The sequence below is a fragment of the Methylobacterium ajmalii genome (assembly GCF_036448855.1).
In the GTDB taxonomy this organism is placed as follows: domain Bacteria; phylum Pseudomonadota; class Alphaproteobacteria; order Rhizobiales; family Beijerinckiaceae; genus Methylobacterium; species Methylobacterium ajmalii.
Genome location: NZ_JAZFXT010000019.1, coordinates 17763 through 32619, shown reverse-complemented (window position 1 = coordinate 32619; position 14857 = coordinate 17763). Strand labels below are relative to the sequence as shown.

The following is a 14857-nucleotide window of genomic DNA, read 5'->3' as shown; positions in this document are numbered from 1 at the left end:
GCCGGGGAACGAGGATGACCGCAGCCAGGTCGGGACGCCGACTTGTGCGGATCAGGCATGTCAGAAACAGTGCATGACACGCTCTCGGATTCTCTTGTCTTAATCCAGTCCTGCCTCACCCCCGCCGCAACAGTTGCAACGGGCTTCCGGGCCCGTACGCCACCCAGATCGCCGCGCAGGCCGCCTGGCGGTCGGTGCGGAGCCGGCCGTCGAGGTCGTCGAGGGCGGCCTGCAGGCGGGCGGACCGGGTCTTCTGGAAGAAGTCGGCGTGGTTGAGCTGCACCTGCGACGAGAAGGTCCGGAAATGCTCCGCGTCGATCCGCACGCCGTCGCAGCGGCGGCTGGCGAGATCGGCCTCGATGCCGGTGAGGAGCACCGGATCCTGCGGGGAGGCCGGCTCCCGGTGTGGCTGGGCCGTGAAGCAGAAGGCCGCCCAGGCAGCGGCGACGAGAAGTGGCCGAACGATCATGGCTGCGCTCGTGCAAGGGCACGGGGTTGATCCTGCCCGACGGAAGCGCCGAGTCCGCTCGGCGTTCCCGAGCCCACCCCCCGTCATGTGCGCGAGCGCACGCGCCTGCGTCAGGCCGGATCGCGCTCGATCCAGACCGGATCCATCGCCGGCATCGCCTCGTCGAACGGCGCCGGCCCGGGCGCCTCGCCGCGGATCAGGATCTCGGCCTCGTCATGATCGACGTCGCGCATCTGCTCGGCGAGCAGCGCGAGGTAGCTCGCCGCGGCGGCGGTGCCGAACAATTCGGCGAAGCGCGCATGGGCCACCGCCGTCATCGTCTCGACCACCGCATCGGGCGGGGTGCCGGCCGCGACGGCGTTGTCGAACACCGCCCGCCAGGCGCGCGACAGGCGCTCGCGCAGTTCGAAGGTATCGTCCACGGATCGGCCTTTCCGGGCCGGGAACGGCCGGGGCGGAGTATGGCCGCGCGGCCCCGCGGTTTCCAGGCCGGGGAGGGGTGTCAACCGGCCGGCCGGGCGCGATATCCGCCTCGGCGGCCTCCCGGCCGCGAGGGAGAACACCCGATGAAACTCTACGGCACCAGCCTGTCGCCCTTCGTCCGCAAGGTGCTGGTCGTCCTCGCCGAGAAGGGCGTCGAGGTCCAGCACGTGCCGCTGCGCTTCCACGACCCCGATCCGCGCTTCCAGGCCGCGAGCCCGCTCGGCAAGATCCCGGCGCTCGACGACGACGGCTTCCTGCTGGCCGATTCCTCGGCGATCATCCACTACCTGGAGCGCAAGCATCCGGCGCCGGCTTTGCTGCCGACGGAGGCCCGGGATCTCGGCCGGGCGATCTGGTTCGACGAGTTCGGCGATACCGAGCTGTTCCCGGTCCTGATCAAGCCGTTCGTGCAGCGGGTGCTGCGGCCGAAGATGATGAACCAGCCCTGCGACGAGGCCGTGGTGGCCAAGTGCCTCGGCGAGGAGTTGCCGCGGCTCTACGACTACCTGGAGGGGCAGATCGATGGGGAGTTCCTTGTCGGCGGCGCGTTCGGCCTGGCCGACATCTCGGTCGCGACGAGCTTCCACAACCTGCGTCTCGCCGGCGAGACGGTCGATGCCGGGCGCTGGCCGCGCCTCGCGGCCTACGTGACCGGCATCCTGGAGCGCCCGTCGTTCAAGACGGCGATCGCGGCCCGCCAGGGCTGAGGCGGGAGGCGAGGGGGCGGGACGCCGTCCCCTCGCTCAGCGCCCGGCTTTCATCATCGTCCCTTGGCGCTGCGGCGGTAGAAGCCGTCGACCTGGGACTGGGCCTCGGCCCGGTCGCGCTCGTTGGCGGCCGCCATTGCCTGCTCCTGCAGGGTGACGATCCACTGGTCCTTGGGCCCGTCCGCCGCATCGCGGGCCAGCGTCAGCCAAGCGAGGCCCCGGGCGCGCTGCACGGTGACGCCCTGGCCGTTGATCAGGAGCTGGCCGAGCAGCGCCTGGGCCGCCGGATGCCCCTTCTCGGCGGCGAGGTTGAACCAGCGCGCCGCCTGGCGCGGGTCCTGGGTCACGCCGGTGCCGTCGAGGTAGAGCCGGGCGAGATTGTACTGCGCGTTCGGGTCGCCGTAGTAGGTCGCCGCGTAGTTGAACATGTCGTAGGCGCGCTCGACGTTCGAGCGCACGTAGGAGCCCTTGATCCCGTCGAGGAAGTAGCGGCCGAGCGCCGTGAAGGCGCTCGCCACCACGCCGGCATTCGGCGCCTCCGGGCCCTCGTCGGCGTTCTCGTCGGCGATCTTCGAGAAGAACTCGAACGCCTTGAGGTCGTCGTGCGGGACGCCGTCGCCCTCCGCGTACATGCGGCCGAGCTTCCACAGGGCCAGCGCGTGGCCCTGCCCGGCGGCGTATTCGAGGGCGCGGGCGGCGCCTTCCTTGTCGCCCGCATTGTAGTCGCGCATGCCCGTCCGCATCGCCTCGCGGGCGTTGCGGTAGCCCGTCGCGGCCGGCACCGGGGTCCGCACCGCGGCGTCGAGCGCCGCGGTCGGGCCGGCCCCGGCCATGACGAGGCCGAGAAGCGCGAGGAGGAACCGGCGGCCCGCCCGACGGGGCAGGCCGGCCTCAGATATCCGCATAGGAGAGCGTCTCCTGGGCCCCGCCCGGATGCGTCACCGCGCCGTTCACCGCCGGGCCGACGGTCTGCGCGTATTTCCACAGGTAGCCCGAGGTCGAATCGTTGGCCCGCGGCTGCCAGGCCGCGCGGCGCTGGGCCAGCTCCTCGTCCGAGAGGTCGACCGAGAGCGTGCCCTGGATCGCGTCGATGCGGATGAGATCGCCGTCCTTGAGCAGGCCGATCGGGCCGCCCACCGCCGCTTCCGGCCCGACATGGCCGATGCAGAAGCCGCGGGTGGCGCCCGAGAAGCGCCCGTCGGTGATAAGCGCCACCTTGTCGCCCATGCCCTGGCCGTAGAGGGCGGCGGTGGTCGCCAGCATCTCGCGCATGCCGGGGCCGCCGCGCGGGCCCTCGTAGCGGATCACCAGGACCTCGCCCTCCTTGTAGGTGCGGTTCTTCACCGCCTCGAAGCAGGCCTCCTCGGTGTCGAAGACGCGCGCCGGGCCGGCGAAGGTCTGCTTCTCCGGCGGCATGCCGGCGACCTTCACGATCGCGCCCTCCGGCGCCAGGTTGCCCTTGAGGCCCACCACGCCGCCGGTCGCGGTGATCGGCTGGCTGGAGGGCCGCACCACGTCCTGGTTGGCGTTCCAGGCCACCTTGGCGAGGTTCTCGGCGATGGTCCGCCCGGTCACCGTCAGGCAGTCGCCGTGGAGGTAGCCGCCGTCGAGCAGCGTCTTCATCAGCAGCGGGATGCCGCCGACCTCGAACAGGTCCTTGGCGACGTAGCGCCCGCCGGGCTTCAGGTCGGCGATGTAGGGGGTGCGCTTGAAGATCTCGGCGACGTCGAACAGGTCGAACTCGATGCCGCATTCGTGCGCGATCGCCGGCAGGTGCAAGGCGGCGTTGGTCGAGCCGCCCGATGCCGCCACCACGGTCGCGGCGTTCTCGAGCGCACGGCGGGTGACGATGTCGCGCGGGCGGATGTTCTTGGCCAGGAGCTCCATCACCATCTCGCCGGCGGTGGCGCAGAACCGGTCGCGGATCTCGTAGGGGGCGGGCGCACCGGCCGAGTACGGGAGCGCCAGGCCGATCGCCTCGGAGACGGTCGCCATGGTGTTGGCGGTGAACTGCGCGCCGCAGGCGCCGGCCGACGGGCAGGCGACCTGCTCCAGCTCCTCGAGGTCGTCGTCGCTCATCGCGCCGACCGAGTGCTTGCCGACCGCCTCGAACAGGTCCTGGATGGTGACGGGCTGACCCCGGAAGGTGCCGGGCAGGATCGAGCCGCCATAGATGAAGACGGAGGGCACATTGAGGCGCACCATCGCCATCATCATGCCGGGCAGGGACTTGTCGCAGCCGGCGAGGCCGACGAGCGCGTCGTAGGCGTGGCCGCGCATGGTCAGCTCGACCGAGTCGGCGATCACCTCGCGGGACGGCAGCGAGGCGCGCATGCCGCGATGCCCCATGGCGATGCCGTCGGTGACCGTGATGGTGCAGAACTCGCGCGGGGTGCCGCCGGCCGAGGCCACGCCCTTCTTCACGGCCTGGGCCTGGCGCATCAGCGAGATGTTGCAGGGCGCCGCCTCGTTCCAGCACGACGCCACGCCGATCAGCGGCTGGTGGATCTGCTCGCGGGTCAGCCCCATGGCGTACAGGTACGAGCGATGCGGCGCGCGGTCGGGACCCTCGGTCACGTGGCGGCTGGGCAGCTTCGATTTGTCGGTGGTGTGACGCGCGTCCATGGCCCTGTCCCGTACCCGTGGTTTCTTGAAAGGCCGGTTTTGCCCCGGTCCCGCTCCCTGCGCCGTCCCGGGACGGCGTGCGCGAAACGATGCCACCCGAGGGCCGGTCCGCCAGCGCCGCCCGTGATCTCCGGCAACCCCCGAATGACCGCGATAAAGCGCTGTAGGGACAATCGCTTAACGTGGCCGTTGAGGTGCCGCCGGTTTATGGCGGGAACGCGGCGGAGCAAAGTGCGGTCTGAGGCAAACCTGGGATGCTTTCGGGGTGTTGCGACCTCGCCACAGCTAAGCTTGCGGCGGACGTCCGGCGGGGGGTGGGGATGTCCGTCGGAAGCCGGCCTCTACATGGCGGCCGTTTGTGCCCGGCTTGAGGCGGGTTCGTGCGGATGTCGGGGCCGGGACGGGGCATTCGTGGCGCCGCGGCCCCCCCGCTGCGGGCGGCCGACGGGCCGTCGCTTCGTGCCCGGTGCGGGCCGCGCGCCTGCTTAGACCCTTGTTTCGTCGCAGATTTTCGTCGCAGAACCGGATGCCGCCTCCGCGAAATCTGCCTCTCAGGCCGAGCGCGGCGCCGCCACCGGGTGGCGCAGTCCCGCGATCACCGCCCGGAGCGCGCCGGCCTCGGCTTCCGTCGCGTCGGTGCGGGCGTAGATGCGGTCGTGGACGAAGGAGAGCTTGCCGATCGTCGCCGGGGTCATCCGGAACGGATACAGGTCGGGCTGGCCCATGCTGCGGTTGAGCGAGTTCATCGCGAAGGTCAGCGGCAGCCAGGCCTCGATGAGCCGGCCGAAATCCGGGCTGCGGTAGGGATCGAAATCGACCTTCGCGGCGAGCGTGATCGGCGCGTGCAGGGCCGGCCCGGCCTGGAGCTTGGGCTGCACCCGCACCCCGAACTGGCTGGCGGTCTCCAGCGTGTCGACGATGTGCATGTAGTGGGCCCAGGTCTCGGCGAAGTCCTCCCAGGGGTGGGAGGTGGCGTAGGTCGACACGAAGGTCTCCTGCCAGCCCTCCGCCGGGCCGTGCGCGTAGTGGCGCTGGAGCGCGGCGCCGTAATCCGCCCGCTCGTCGCCGAACACCGCCCGGAACGCCTCGAGGCAGGGATCGGCCCGCACCAGCACGTTCCAGAAATAATGCCCGATCTCGTGGCGGAAGTGCCCGAGCAATGTGCGGTAATGCTCGCCGAACTGCGTGCGCCGGCGCTCGCGCTCGACGTCGTCGGCCTCCGCGATGTTGAGGGTGATGAGGCCGTTGTCGTGCCCGGTCAGCACCGGCGGGCCGATCAGGTAGGATTCCGCCGGATCGACCAGGAAGTCGAAGGCGAGGCCGGCCGGGTCCTCGCGCCGCGAGGCGAGCGGCAGGCGCAGCCGCAGCATGGCGTAGAACAGCCGGCGCTTGGCGGCCTCGACCTCGCGCCAGCGAGTCTGGTTCCAGGGAATCGACAGGTCGGGCACCACCCGGTTGTGCCGGCAGGCGACGCAGAACGTTTCCGCCGAGCCCGCGGGCACGAGCCAGTTGCAGCCCCCCGATTCGCGGTTGGCGCAGGGGCGGTAGCGGCGGCGCGCGTCGGCCAGCCCGCGCCAGCGCGAGCTGGCCGGGACCATGGCGGTCAGGTCGGCGAGGTCCGGGTCGTAGCCGAGGCGGCACTCGCAGCTCTCGCAGGCATCGGCCTCGAAATGGGCCGGCTGAGCGCAGGCCTGGCACTGGAAGATCTTCATCGCGGCGTCCGGCGGGCCCCGGCCGGATGCCGAGCGGGGCCATGGCTCACCAAGGACGGATACCGGTCGGAAGTTCCGCCGCCGACGGCACGGGACTTGCCTTAATTTCGGCCAGCCGCCCGGGACGAGGCCTCGCGATGACGTAGAGAGACGCGACACCGGTTGACGCCCGCGACGCGGCGGCTGACGCGGGCCCGGCCAAGGTGTAAAACGCCCTCGAACGCGCGGACAGGCCGGCGGGCGCCCCTTCTTCCAGCATCAAGGTTCGGAGTCGTCGTGTCGATCAAGGCCGCCCTGCACCACGTCACGTCCTACACCTACGACCGGCCGATCTCCCTCGGGCCGCAGGTGATCCGCCTGCGCCCGGCGCCGCATACGCGGACCCGGATCGAGAGCTACGCCCTCAAGGTCACCCCGGCCAACCACTTCGTGAACTGGCAGCAGGACCCGAACGGCAACTGGCTCGCCCGGCTGGTCTTCCCCGAGAAGACGACGCAATTCCGCGTCGAGGTCGACCTCGTCGCCGACATGTCGGTGATCAACCCGTTCGACTTCTTCGTCGAGGACTACGCGCAGACCCGGCCCTTCGCCTATCCGGACGAGCTGAAGGCCGAGCTCGGCCCCTACCTCGCGGTCGAGGAGGGGGGACCCGAGGTCGACGCCCTGATGGCGCGGCTGCCGGCCGAGCCCAACACCGTGCAGTTCCTGGTGGCGCTGAACGCGCTCGTCCGGGACACGGTGTCGTACGTCGTGCGGATGGAGCCCGGGGTGCAGACCCCGGCCGAGACGCTCAGGAAGGGCAGCGGCTCGTGCCGCGACTCGGCCTGGCTGCTGGTGCAGGTGCTGCGGCGCCTGGGTCTCGCCGCCCGCTTCGTCTCCGGCTACCTCCTCCAGATGGTGCCCGACACCACGGCGGTCGACGGGCCGGCCGGCACCACCACCGACTTCACCGACCTCCACGCCTGGGCCGAGGCCTACGTGCCGGGCGCCGGCTGGATCGGGCTCGACGCGACCTCGGGCCTCCTGTGCGGCGAGGGCCACGTCCCGCTCGCCGCGACGCCGCATTACCGCTCGGCGGCGCCGATCTCCGGCCTCGCCGAGCCGGCCGAGGTCGCGTTCGACTTCGCCATGACCGTCACCCGGGTCGCCGAGGCGCCGCGGGTGACCAAGCCCTTCTCCGACGAGGCCTGGGCCGCCCTCGACGCGCTCGGCGAGCGGATCGACCGCGATCTCGCCGGGCAGGACGTGCGCCTGACCATGGGCGGCGAGCCGACCTTCGTGTCGGTCGACGACTTCGAATCGCCGGAATGGAACGCCGCCGCCGTCGGCCCGACGAAGCGGGGGCTGGCCGACCAGCTGATCCGGCGCCTGCGCGACCGCTTCGGCCCCGGCGGGTTCCTGCATTACGGCCAGGGCAAGTGGTACCCGGGCGAGAGCCTGCCGCGCTGGGCCTTCGCGCTCTACTGGCGCAAGGACGGCACGCCTGTCTGGCGCGACCCGGACCTCATCGCCTCCGAGACCGGCCCGCGCGAGGCCGGCCTCGAGGAGGCCGAGGCGCTGATGCGCGGGCTCGCCCGCCGGCTCGGCCTCTCGCCCTACATCCAGCCGCTCTTCGAGGATCCCGAGCACTGGGAGCGCAAGCTCGCCGAGCTGCCGGTCAACGTCACGCCCCTCGATCCGAAGGTCGGCGACGCGGAATCGCAGGCCCGGATGGCGCGGGTCTTCACCCGCGGTCTCGAGACGGCCGTCGGCTACGTGCTGCCGCTCGCCAACGTCGCGGTCGGCCCCGAGCGGCACTGGGTGTCGGAGGCCTGGCAGCTCAAGCGCGGCGCGATCTACCTGGTGCCGGGCGATTCCCCGGCGGGCTTCCGCCTGCCGCTCGCCTCGCTGCCCTACGTGCCGCCGGGCGCCTACCCGTACTACGTGCCCCAGGACCCCGTGGAGCAGCGCGGGCCCCTCAGGCCCGGCGTCAAGCCTGCGCGCAAGCCCGCCCCGGTCGGCGTCGCGGTGCGCACCGCCCTGGCGATCGAGCCGCGGGACGGCGTGCTGTGCGTGTTCATGCCGCCGATCGAGCGGGTGGACGAGTACCTCGCGCTCCTCTCCGTCCTGGAGGAGGCCGCCGCCGAGATCGGCCAGCCGCTCCACGTCGAGGGCTACGAGCCGCCCTACGATCCGCGCCTCGCGGTGATCAAGGTCACGCCCGATCCCGGCGTGATCGAGGTCAACGTCCAGCCGGCCGCGACCTGGCGCGAGGCCGTCGAGATCACCACCGGGCTCTACCAGGATGCCCGCCAGACCCGGCTCGGCGCGCAGAAGTTCATGACCGACGGGCGCCATACCGGGACGGGGGGCGGCAACCATGTCGTGCTCGGCGGTTCGACCCCGGCGGATTCGCCGTTCCTGCGCCGGCCCGACCTGCTGAAGAGCCTGGTGCTCTACTGGCAGCGCCACCCGTCCCTGTCCTACCTGTTCTCCGGACTCTATGTCGGCCCGACCAGCCAGGCGCCGCGGATGGACGAGGCGCGCCACGACGGGCTCTACGAGCTCGAGATCGCCCTCGCCCAGGTGCCGCCGCCGGGCGGGCCCGAGGTGCCGCTCTGGCTCGTCGACCGGCTCTTCCGCAACATCCTCACGGACGTGACCGGCAACACCCACCGGTCCGAGATCTGCATCGACAAGCTCTACTCCCCGGACGGCCCGACCGGGCGGCTCGGCCTCCTGGAGTTCCGCTCGTTCGAGATGCCGCCCGAGGCACGGATGAGCCTCGCCCAGCAGGTGCTGCTGCGCGCCCTCGTCGCCTGGCTGTGGCGCGAGCCGCAGGAGGGCGGGTTCGTGCGCTGGGGCACGGCCCTCCACGACCGCTTCATGCTGCCCCACTTCCTGTGGGAGGATTTTTCCTCGGTCCTCGCCGATCTCGGCCGGGCCGGCTACGCCTTCGATCCGGCCTGGTACGAGGCGCAAGCCGAGTTCCGCTTCCCGCGCTACGGCGAGGTCGAGCGCGGCGGCGTGAAGCTCGAGCTGCGCCAGGCGCTGGAGCCCTGGCACGTTCTCGGCGAGGAGGGCGCCATCGGCGGCACCGTGCGCTACGTCGATTCGTCGGTCGAGCGGCTGCAGGTGAAGGTGACGGGCTACGTGCCGAGCCGGCACGTCGTCACCTGCAACGGGCGGCGCCTGCCGATGACCGATACCGGCCGCTCCGGCGAGGCGGTGGCGGGCCTGCGCTTCAAGGCCTGGCAGCCGGCCTCGGCCCTGCACCCGACGCTGCCGGTCCACGCGCCGCTCACCTTCGACGTGCTCGACAGCTGGAGCGGGCGCTCCCTCGGCGGTTGCGTCTACCACGTCGCCCATCCGGGCGGGCGCAACTACGAGACCTTCCCGATCAACACCTACGAGGCGGAAGGCCGCCGCCTCGCCCGCTTCCAGGAGAACGGCCACACCCCGGGCCGGGTCGGCACGCCGCCGGAGGAGCCCCGGCGCGAGTTCCCGCTCACCCTCGACCTGCGCACGCCCGCGCCGCGATGAGCGCGGCGGGGACGGCGCCGGGCGATACGCTCCCCGGGAACGGGCTCGTCGACCGGGATCCCGGCGACGGGGAGCCCGGGGCTTCGGGGCCGGTCGCCGACGGCCCGGCGGCGCAGGGCGGCCCGGCGCGAGGCGCGTCGGGCGGGGATCCGGACGACCGCGACTGCCTGGGCTGGATCGAGCCGGCCCGGGAGGACGACCCCGAGGCGCGCCTGGCGCGCTGGACCGCCGGCTACGCCGCCCAGCCGGGCCTGCCCGACGAGCTGGTCTCGGCGGACGGCGCCCTGCGGCCGGCCTGGGCCCGGTTCCTGGGCCACCTCGCCGGGCTGCCGGATTGCGAGATCGCCGCCCGGCTCGCCGCGGCGGGGCGGCACATCCACGGCACCGGCATCGCCTACCGGGCCTACGGCGACACGACCGAGCGCGACTGGCCGATCGGCGCCCTGCCGCTCCTGATCGAGAGGACCGAGTGGCAGGCGATCGCCGCCGGGGTGGCGCAGCGCGCCGAGCTGCTCGAGGCGGTTCTGGGCGACCTCTACGGCGAGGGTGCCCTCGCCCGGGCCGGCCTCGTGCCGGCGGCGGCGGTCGCGGGCGACCCGGAATTCCTGCGCCCCCTGGTCGGTGTGCCCCCCTCGGGCGGGCGCCACCTGCACTTCTACGCCGCCGACCTCGCCCGCGGGCCGGACGGCGCCTGGCGGGTGCTGGCCGACCGGACCCAGGCGCCGTCGGGCGCCGGCCACGCCCTGGAGAACCGGCTCGTGATGGCCCGGGCCCTGCCGGAGGTCTACGCCGCGCTCGACGTCGAGCGCGTCGCCTCGTTCTTCCAGGCGTTTCGCGACGGCCTCGCCGCCACGGCCTCCCGCGAGGAGCCGCGCATCGGGCTGATGACCTCGGGGCCCTACAGCGACACCTATGTCGAGCAGGCGGTGCTCTCCCGCTATCTCGGCTTCGCCCTGGTGGAGGGCGACGACCTCCTGGTGCGCGACGGGCTGGTGTTCATCCGCACGGTGGCCGGCCTCAAGCGGGTCGACGTGCTCTGGCGCCGCATCGACGGCGACTTCGTCGATCCCCTGGAGCTCAACCCCGCCTCGCGCCTCGGCGCGCCGGGCCTCGTCGAGGCGCTGCGTGCCGGTGCGGTGGCGATGGGCAACATGCCGGGCACCGGCCTCGTCGAGAGCGCCTGGCTCGCCGCCTCGCTGCCGGCGCTGTGCCGGCACCTCCTCGGCGAGCCCCTGCGCCTGCCCGGCCTGCCGACCTGGTGGTGCGGCGACCCCGCCCAGCGCGACGCCGTGCTGGAGCGGTTCGACTATCTGGCCTTCCGCCCGGCCGCCGCCCCGGCGCAGGGGGCGTTCAGCAGCCGCGCCTTCGGCGGGGGACGCGACGCGGCCGAGACCGCGCGCCTGCGCGGGGTGCTGCGCGACCGGCCCGGCGACCTCGTCGCCCACGAGCCGGTGCGCCTCTCCACCGCCCCGGTCTGGGACGGCACCCGGCTGGTGCCGCGCCCCTTCGTGCTCCGGGTCTTCGCAGCCGCGACGCCCGAGGGCTGGCGGGTGATGCCCGGCGGCTTCTGCCGCATCTCCGAGACGCCGGACGTGCGCCCGGTGGCGATGGGGGCCGGGGTGCGCGCCGCCGACGTCTGGGTGCTCTCCGACGGCTCAACCGCCGCGCAGGCGAGCCTCCTGCCGCCGAGCGACCGGGTCGCGGTGCGCCGGGTGCCCGGCCTGCTGCCGAGCCGGGCCGCCGACAACCTGTTCTGGCTCGGCCGCCACCTGGAGCGGGCCGAGGCGGTGATCCGCCTCACCGCCTGCCTGCTCGACGGAGCCGGCAGCGTCTCGATGGCGACCGAGGATCGCGCCACCTCGGCTCGCATCCGTGCCCTGCTGCACGCCTGGGGCGCCGTGCCGGCGACGGAGGGGCCGGCCGCCCGGCTCGCCCACCATGCCCTCTCGGACGGGGGGATGTGGGGCTCGGCGCTCGCCCACGCCCTGTCGGCCCGGCGCAACGCCTCATCGCTGCGCGAGCGCCTGTCGGGCGAGACCTGGCGGGCGCTCTCGTCCCTGCGGGAGGTGCTGGAGGCCCCGGCCGAGGGGACCGATTCGGAGGCCGCCCTCCTCGACCGGGCCGAGCGCGCCCTCTCGCTCACCGCGGCGCTCGCGGGCCTGGCCCAGGAGAACATGAACCGGGCCGGGGGCTTCGCCTTCGTCGACCTGGGCCGGCGGGTCGAGCGCGCGGTCCATGCCTGCCGCTTCGCCCTCGAGTTCGGGGCGGCCGGCGCCAGCACCGACGACCTCGGCGTGCTGCTCGAGCTCTCCGATTCCCGCATCTCCTACGGGGCGCGCTACATCCTCGGGGTCGCCCTGGCGCCGGTGCGCGACATGGTGCTGCTCGATCCCTACAACCCGCGCTCCCTCGCCTTCCAGGTCGAGCGCCTGGCCGAGCGCCTGGCCGGCCTGCCGTCGCTGCGCCAGGACGGGGTGGCGGAGGCGCCGGTGCGCCTCGTCGCGAGCCTCGCCGGGGAGGTCGCCGGCGCCGAGGCCGGCACGCTGCCGCTCGAGGCGGTGGCGGCCTGGGAGACCCGCCTGTGGGAGATCGCCGAGGCGGTCGCCGCGCGCTATTTCCCCGGCGGGTCGGATGCCGCGCGGCCGGAAACCCTCGCCACCCTGGCCTGAGCCGCGGCACCCGGGCCCCGGGCCCGGCACTCTGGACGATCGATCGGCTGCGATGCTCTACCGCCTGCGCCACCTCACGGCCTACGCCTACCGCAACCCGGTCGGCTATGCCCGCTGCACCCTGCGCCTCGCGCCGGCGGCGGGGGAGGGGCAGGTGCCGCTCTCGCACGAGGTCGTGGTCGAGCCCGCGCCCCGCACCGCGACCGAGCGCGGCGACTTCTTCGGCAACCGCACGGTGTCGCTCACCGTCGAGACGCCGCACCGGGATTTCCGGATCGACGCGCAGTCCCGCGTCCGCGTCGAGCGGCCGCCGCTGCCGGAGCCGGAATCCGGCCCGGCCTGGGAGGAGGTGCGCGAGCGGGTGCTGACCCGGCCCGGCCTCGATCCCGACGCGCCGGCCCATTTCACGGCGCCGAGCCGGCGGGTGCCGCTCCTGCCGGAGGTCACGGACTACGCGCGGGCGAGCTTCCCCCCCGGCGGCGGTGCCTATGCGGGGGCCTTCGACCTGATGCGCCGCATCCGCGCGGACTTCGCCTTCGACGCCGAGGCGACCGAGGTCGGCACGCCGCTCGCCCAGGCCTTCGCGGGCCGGCGCGGCGTGTGCCAGGACTTTTCCCATATCATGATCGCGGCGCTGCGCGGCCTCGGCCTGCCGGCCGCCTATGTCAGCGGCTACCTGCGCACCCTGCCGCCCCCGGGCCAGCCGCGGCTCGAAGGGGCGGATGCGAGCCACGCCTGGGTGGCGGTCTGGTGCGGGGAGGGCTGGATCGGCCTCGATCCGACCAACGGCATCGGCGTCCGGGACGACCATATCGTGGTCGCCCGCGGCCGCGACTACGCCGACGTGGCGCCGGTCGCCGGCATCATCGCCGGGTCGGGCGCGCAGAGCCTGCGGGTCGCCGTGGACGTGGTGCCGGAGGACGAGATCGCCTGAACGCCGCGCGTGGCGATGCGCGGGGGAACGTTCGGCGAGGGGAATGGGCGGGCCGGGCGATGCGCTGAACGCCGAGGAGAGATGTCCCGGCCCGCGGGTCGCGACACCAACCGAGTGCCGTCGATGGGACGGGACAGGGCCGGCGTGGCGAGGGGGACCATGGGCCGGTTCGCCGCCCGCGTCCTCAACTTGGATCAATCTCCGGCGATTTACCCGATCCGGACGATTCGCCCGGTGAAATCCCCCGGCGCCGAGATCCCCGCTGCGTCAGCGCCGTCGGCATGGCCGACGATCGCGCGGGGCGAGCGCGCGACCGCGGTCTCCCCGCAGCCGGCATCCGGGCTGCCCGTGCCCCGGGCGGCCGCGATCCCGGCCGCCGCCTGCTCCGTGCCGCCGCCGGCGAGCACGACGCATCGCGGGAAACTCGGCGAGAAAAGCTCGGCGTGAAGACTTCGCCGGACCCGCCCGAACCATCGCAGCGGCGCGCCGTTGCCCAGCCATGGATCTCACGCTCCAGCCCGTGCGCGTCAGGACAGGCAGCGAGGACGAGCGGGGCCTGCTGGTCTTCGCGGGCGGCGCGCTCGCGGCCGTGCTCGTCTGCCTCTCCGATGCCTACGGCGACGAAGCCGGCTCCTGGTTCCTGGAGGCGGGGTTCGGCCCCCTGGCGTCGCACCAGCCGGCGGCCTTCGCCGATCTCGACGCGGCGCAAACCTGGATCGCCCGGCGGCTCGCCGCCGAGCCTAGTCCTCGTCCGCCATGACCGTGTCGGAGAACGGCACCGCCATCACCGGCCGGTCGTCCTCGTCCGTCACCTCGAAGGTGCAGGCGAACCAGTCCCGCACCGCGTGAACCCGCGTCCGGGCGATCAGGCCGCGGGCGATCGCGAGGGCGTGGGCGCGAGCCTCGCCGGGGCCCGGCAGGGCATCCCCCTCGGGGTCGCGGGCCAGGCCGTCCGGGCCCGGGGCGTGCCGGAGGTGGAAGAAGAAGCGCGGCATCAGGCGCCCTCGATCAGCCGGGCATACTCGCCCTCCGGCGTGCCGTAGCGGCCGTTCGTCAGTGCCAGGAGCCTGGCGCGGTCGAGCACCCCGATCCGCCGGCGCAGGGCCGGGCTCTCGCCGATCGCCGCGCAGAGCGCGTCCCGGCCAATGCTCAGACCCTCGCCCGACAGCCGGACGAAGTAGCCCTGCGGCGTGCTGAGGCAGTCGAGGGCGACCGTGACCGCGCCGACCAGCCCCTCGCTTCCGACCATGCCGACCTCGATCCGGCGCTCGTCGTGCGCGGTCGAGATCGAGACCATGCCGCTCTCGATGAAGAACAGCTCGTCGACCGGCGTGTACGGGGAGATCGGCACCTCGCGCAGCTGCGGCGGCAGGGGATCGAGATGCGGCTGCAGCAGCGCGAGGTCCTCGGGCGCCATCGCCCTGAGGATGCGGTTGCGGGTGGTCGATTGCCGGAGATGCGACACGGCTCCCTCCTCGCTGACCCGACGGCCGAGGCGCCCTGTCCGACCGCGAGCGGCGGTCGTCCACTATCAGTTTTCGTCATGAAATCAAAGAGAGAATTCAACGAAATCAAGCAATATAACAAATGATAGTCCAGAAATCGGTCATGCTAACGCTTCGTTGATTACGGTAATTTTCGTCATGCCGGGAACCAAGATCGCCGGGTGCAATTGGTTCGATACAATAACGAGCGTAACGAATTCTTGCGGCGAGGTGGATCGCGTCGATAACTCT

General features: G+C 72.9%; 13 protein-coding genes. 6 read left to right on the top strand and 7 right to left on the bottom strand.

Going from position 1 to position 14857, the window contains the following annotated elements:
• Window positions 1–115: 115 nt before the first annotated feature.
• Window positions 116–469: a hypothetical protein gene (locus V3T34_RS07365; RefSeq protein ID WP_091890737.1), complete on the bottom strand. Its 354-nt coding sequence runs from the start codon at window positions 467–469 to the stop codon at window positions 116–118.
• 110 nt (window positions 470–579) lie between these two features.
• Window positions 580–891: a hypothetical protein gene (locus V3T34_RS07360; RefSeq protein WP_305079185.1), complete on the bottom strand. Its 312-nt coding sequence runs from the start codon at window positions 889–891 to the stop codon at window positions 580–582.
• Between the two features lie 144 nt (window positions 892–1035).
• Between V3T34_RS07360 and V3T34_RS07355 the strand changes: the two genes are divergently transcribed.
• Window positions 1036–1659 carry a glutathione S-transferase family protein gene (locus V3T34_RS07355; RefSeq protein ID WP_060847306.1) on the top strand — a complete coding sequence of 208 codons (624 nt, stop codon included), beginning with the start codon at window positions 1036–1038 and terminating at the stop codon, window positions 1657–1659.
• 53 nt (window positions 1660–1712) lie between these two features.
• Here V3T34_RS07355 and V3T34_RS07350 read toward each other — a convergent pair whose 3' ends face one another.
• From V3T34_RS07350 to V3T34_RS07340, 3 genes are all read right to left on the bottom strand, one after another.
• Entirely contained in the window at window positions 1713–2564 is an 852-nt protein-coding gene (locus V3T34_RS07350) for a tetratricopeptide repeat protein (RefSeq protein WP_082742522.1), read from the bottom strand.
• Window positions 2551–4284, bottom strand: a complete 1734-nt coding sequence (gene ilvD / locus V3T34_RS07345; protein ID WP_060847307.1) for a dihydroxy-acid dehydratase — start codon at window positions 4282–4284, stop codon at window positions 2551–2553. The genes V3T34_RS07350 and ilvD overlap by 14 nt, the downstream gene beginning before the upstream one ends.
• 551 nt (window positions 4285–4835) lie before the next feature.
• The gene (locus V3T34_RS07340) at window positions 4836–5996 is read right to left on the bottom strand and encodes a zinc-binding metallopeptidase family protein (RefSeq protein ID WP_305079184.1); all 1161 of its coding nucleotides are present in this window, start codon (window positions 5994–5996) and stop codon (window positions 4836–4838) included.
• A 276-nt stretch (window positions 5997–6272) separates the two neighbouring features.
• Between V3T34_RS07340 and V3T34_RS07335 the strand changes: the two genes are divergently transcribed.
• From V3T34_RS07335 to V3T34_RS07315, 5 genes are all read left to right on the top strand, one after another.
• Window positions 6273–9518: a transglutaminase family protein gene (locus V3T34_RS07335; protein WP_305079183.1), complete on the top strand. Its 3246-nt coding sequence runs from the start codon at window positions 6273–6275 to the stop codon at window positions 9516–9518.
• Window positions 9515–12187 (top strand): circularly permuted type 2 ATP-grasp protein, encoded by a 2673-nt coding sequence (locus V3T34_RS07330; RefSeq protein ID WP_305079182.1) that lies wholly within the window; start codon window positions 9515–9517, stop codon window positions 12185–12187. The genes V3T34_RS07335 and V3T34_RS07330 overlap by 4 nt, the downstream gene beginning before the upstream one ends.
• Window positions 12188–12239: 52 nt before the next feature.
• Window positions 12240–13121, top strand: a complete 882-nt coding sequence (locus V3T34_RS07325) for a transglutaminase family protein (RefSeq protein ID WP_060847310.1) — start codon at window positions 12240–12242, stop codon at window positions 13119–13121.
• 159 nt (window positions 13122–13280) lie between these two features.
• On the top strand, window positions 13281–13568 hold the full coding sequence (locus V3T34_RS07320; RefSeq protein WP_305079181.1) for a hypothetical protein: 288 nt from the start codon (window positions 13281–13283) through the stop codon (window positions 13566–13568).
• 52 nt (window positions 13569–13620) lie between these two features.
• Window positions 13621–13881 (top strand): hypothetical protein, encoded by a 261-nt coding sequence (locus V3T34_RS07315; RefSeq protein WP_060847312.1) that lies wholly within the window; start codon window positions 13621–13623, stop codon window positions 13879–13881.
• Here V3T34_RS07315 and V3T34_RS07310 read toward each other — a convergent pair.
• Window positions 13862–14116 (bottom strand): DUF6894 family protein, encoded by a 255-nt coding sequence (locus V3T34_RS07310; RefSeq protein WP_060847313.1) that lies wholly within the window; start codon window positions 14114–14116, stop codon window positions 13862–13864. The two genes, V3T34_RS07315 and V3T34_RS07310, sit on opposite strands and share 20 nt — an antisense overlap.
• A complete protein-coding gene (locus V3T34_RS07305; RefSeq protein ID WP_305079180.1) occupies window positions 14116–14586 on the bottom strand; it encodes a cyclic nucleotide-binding domain-containing protein in 471 nt (156 codons plus the stop codon). Before V3T34_RS07305 ends, V3T34_RS07310 begins: the two co-directional genes overlap by 1 nt.
• Between the last annotated feature and the right edge of the window lie 271 nt (window positions 14587–14857).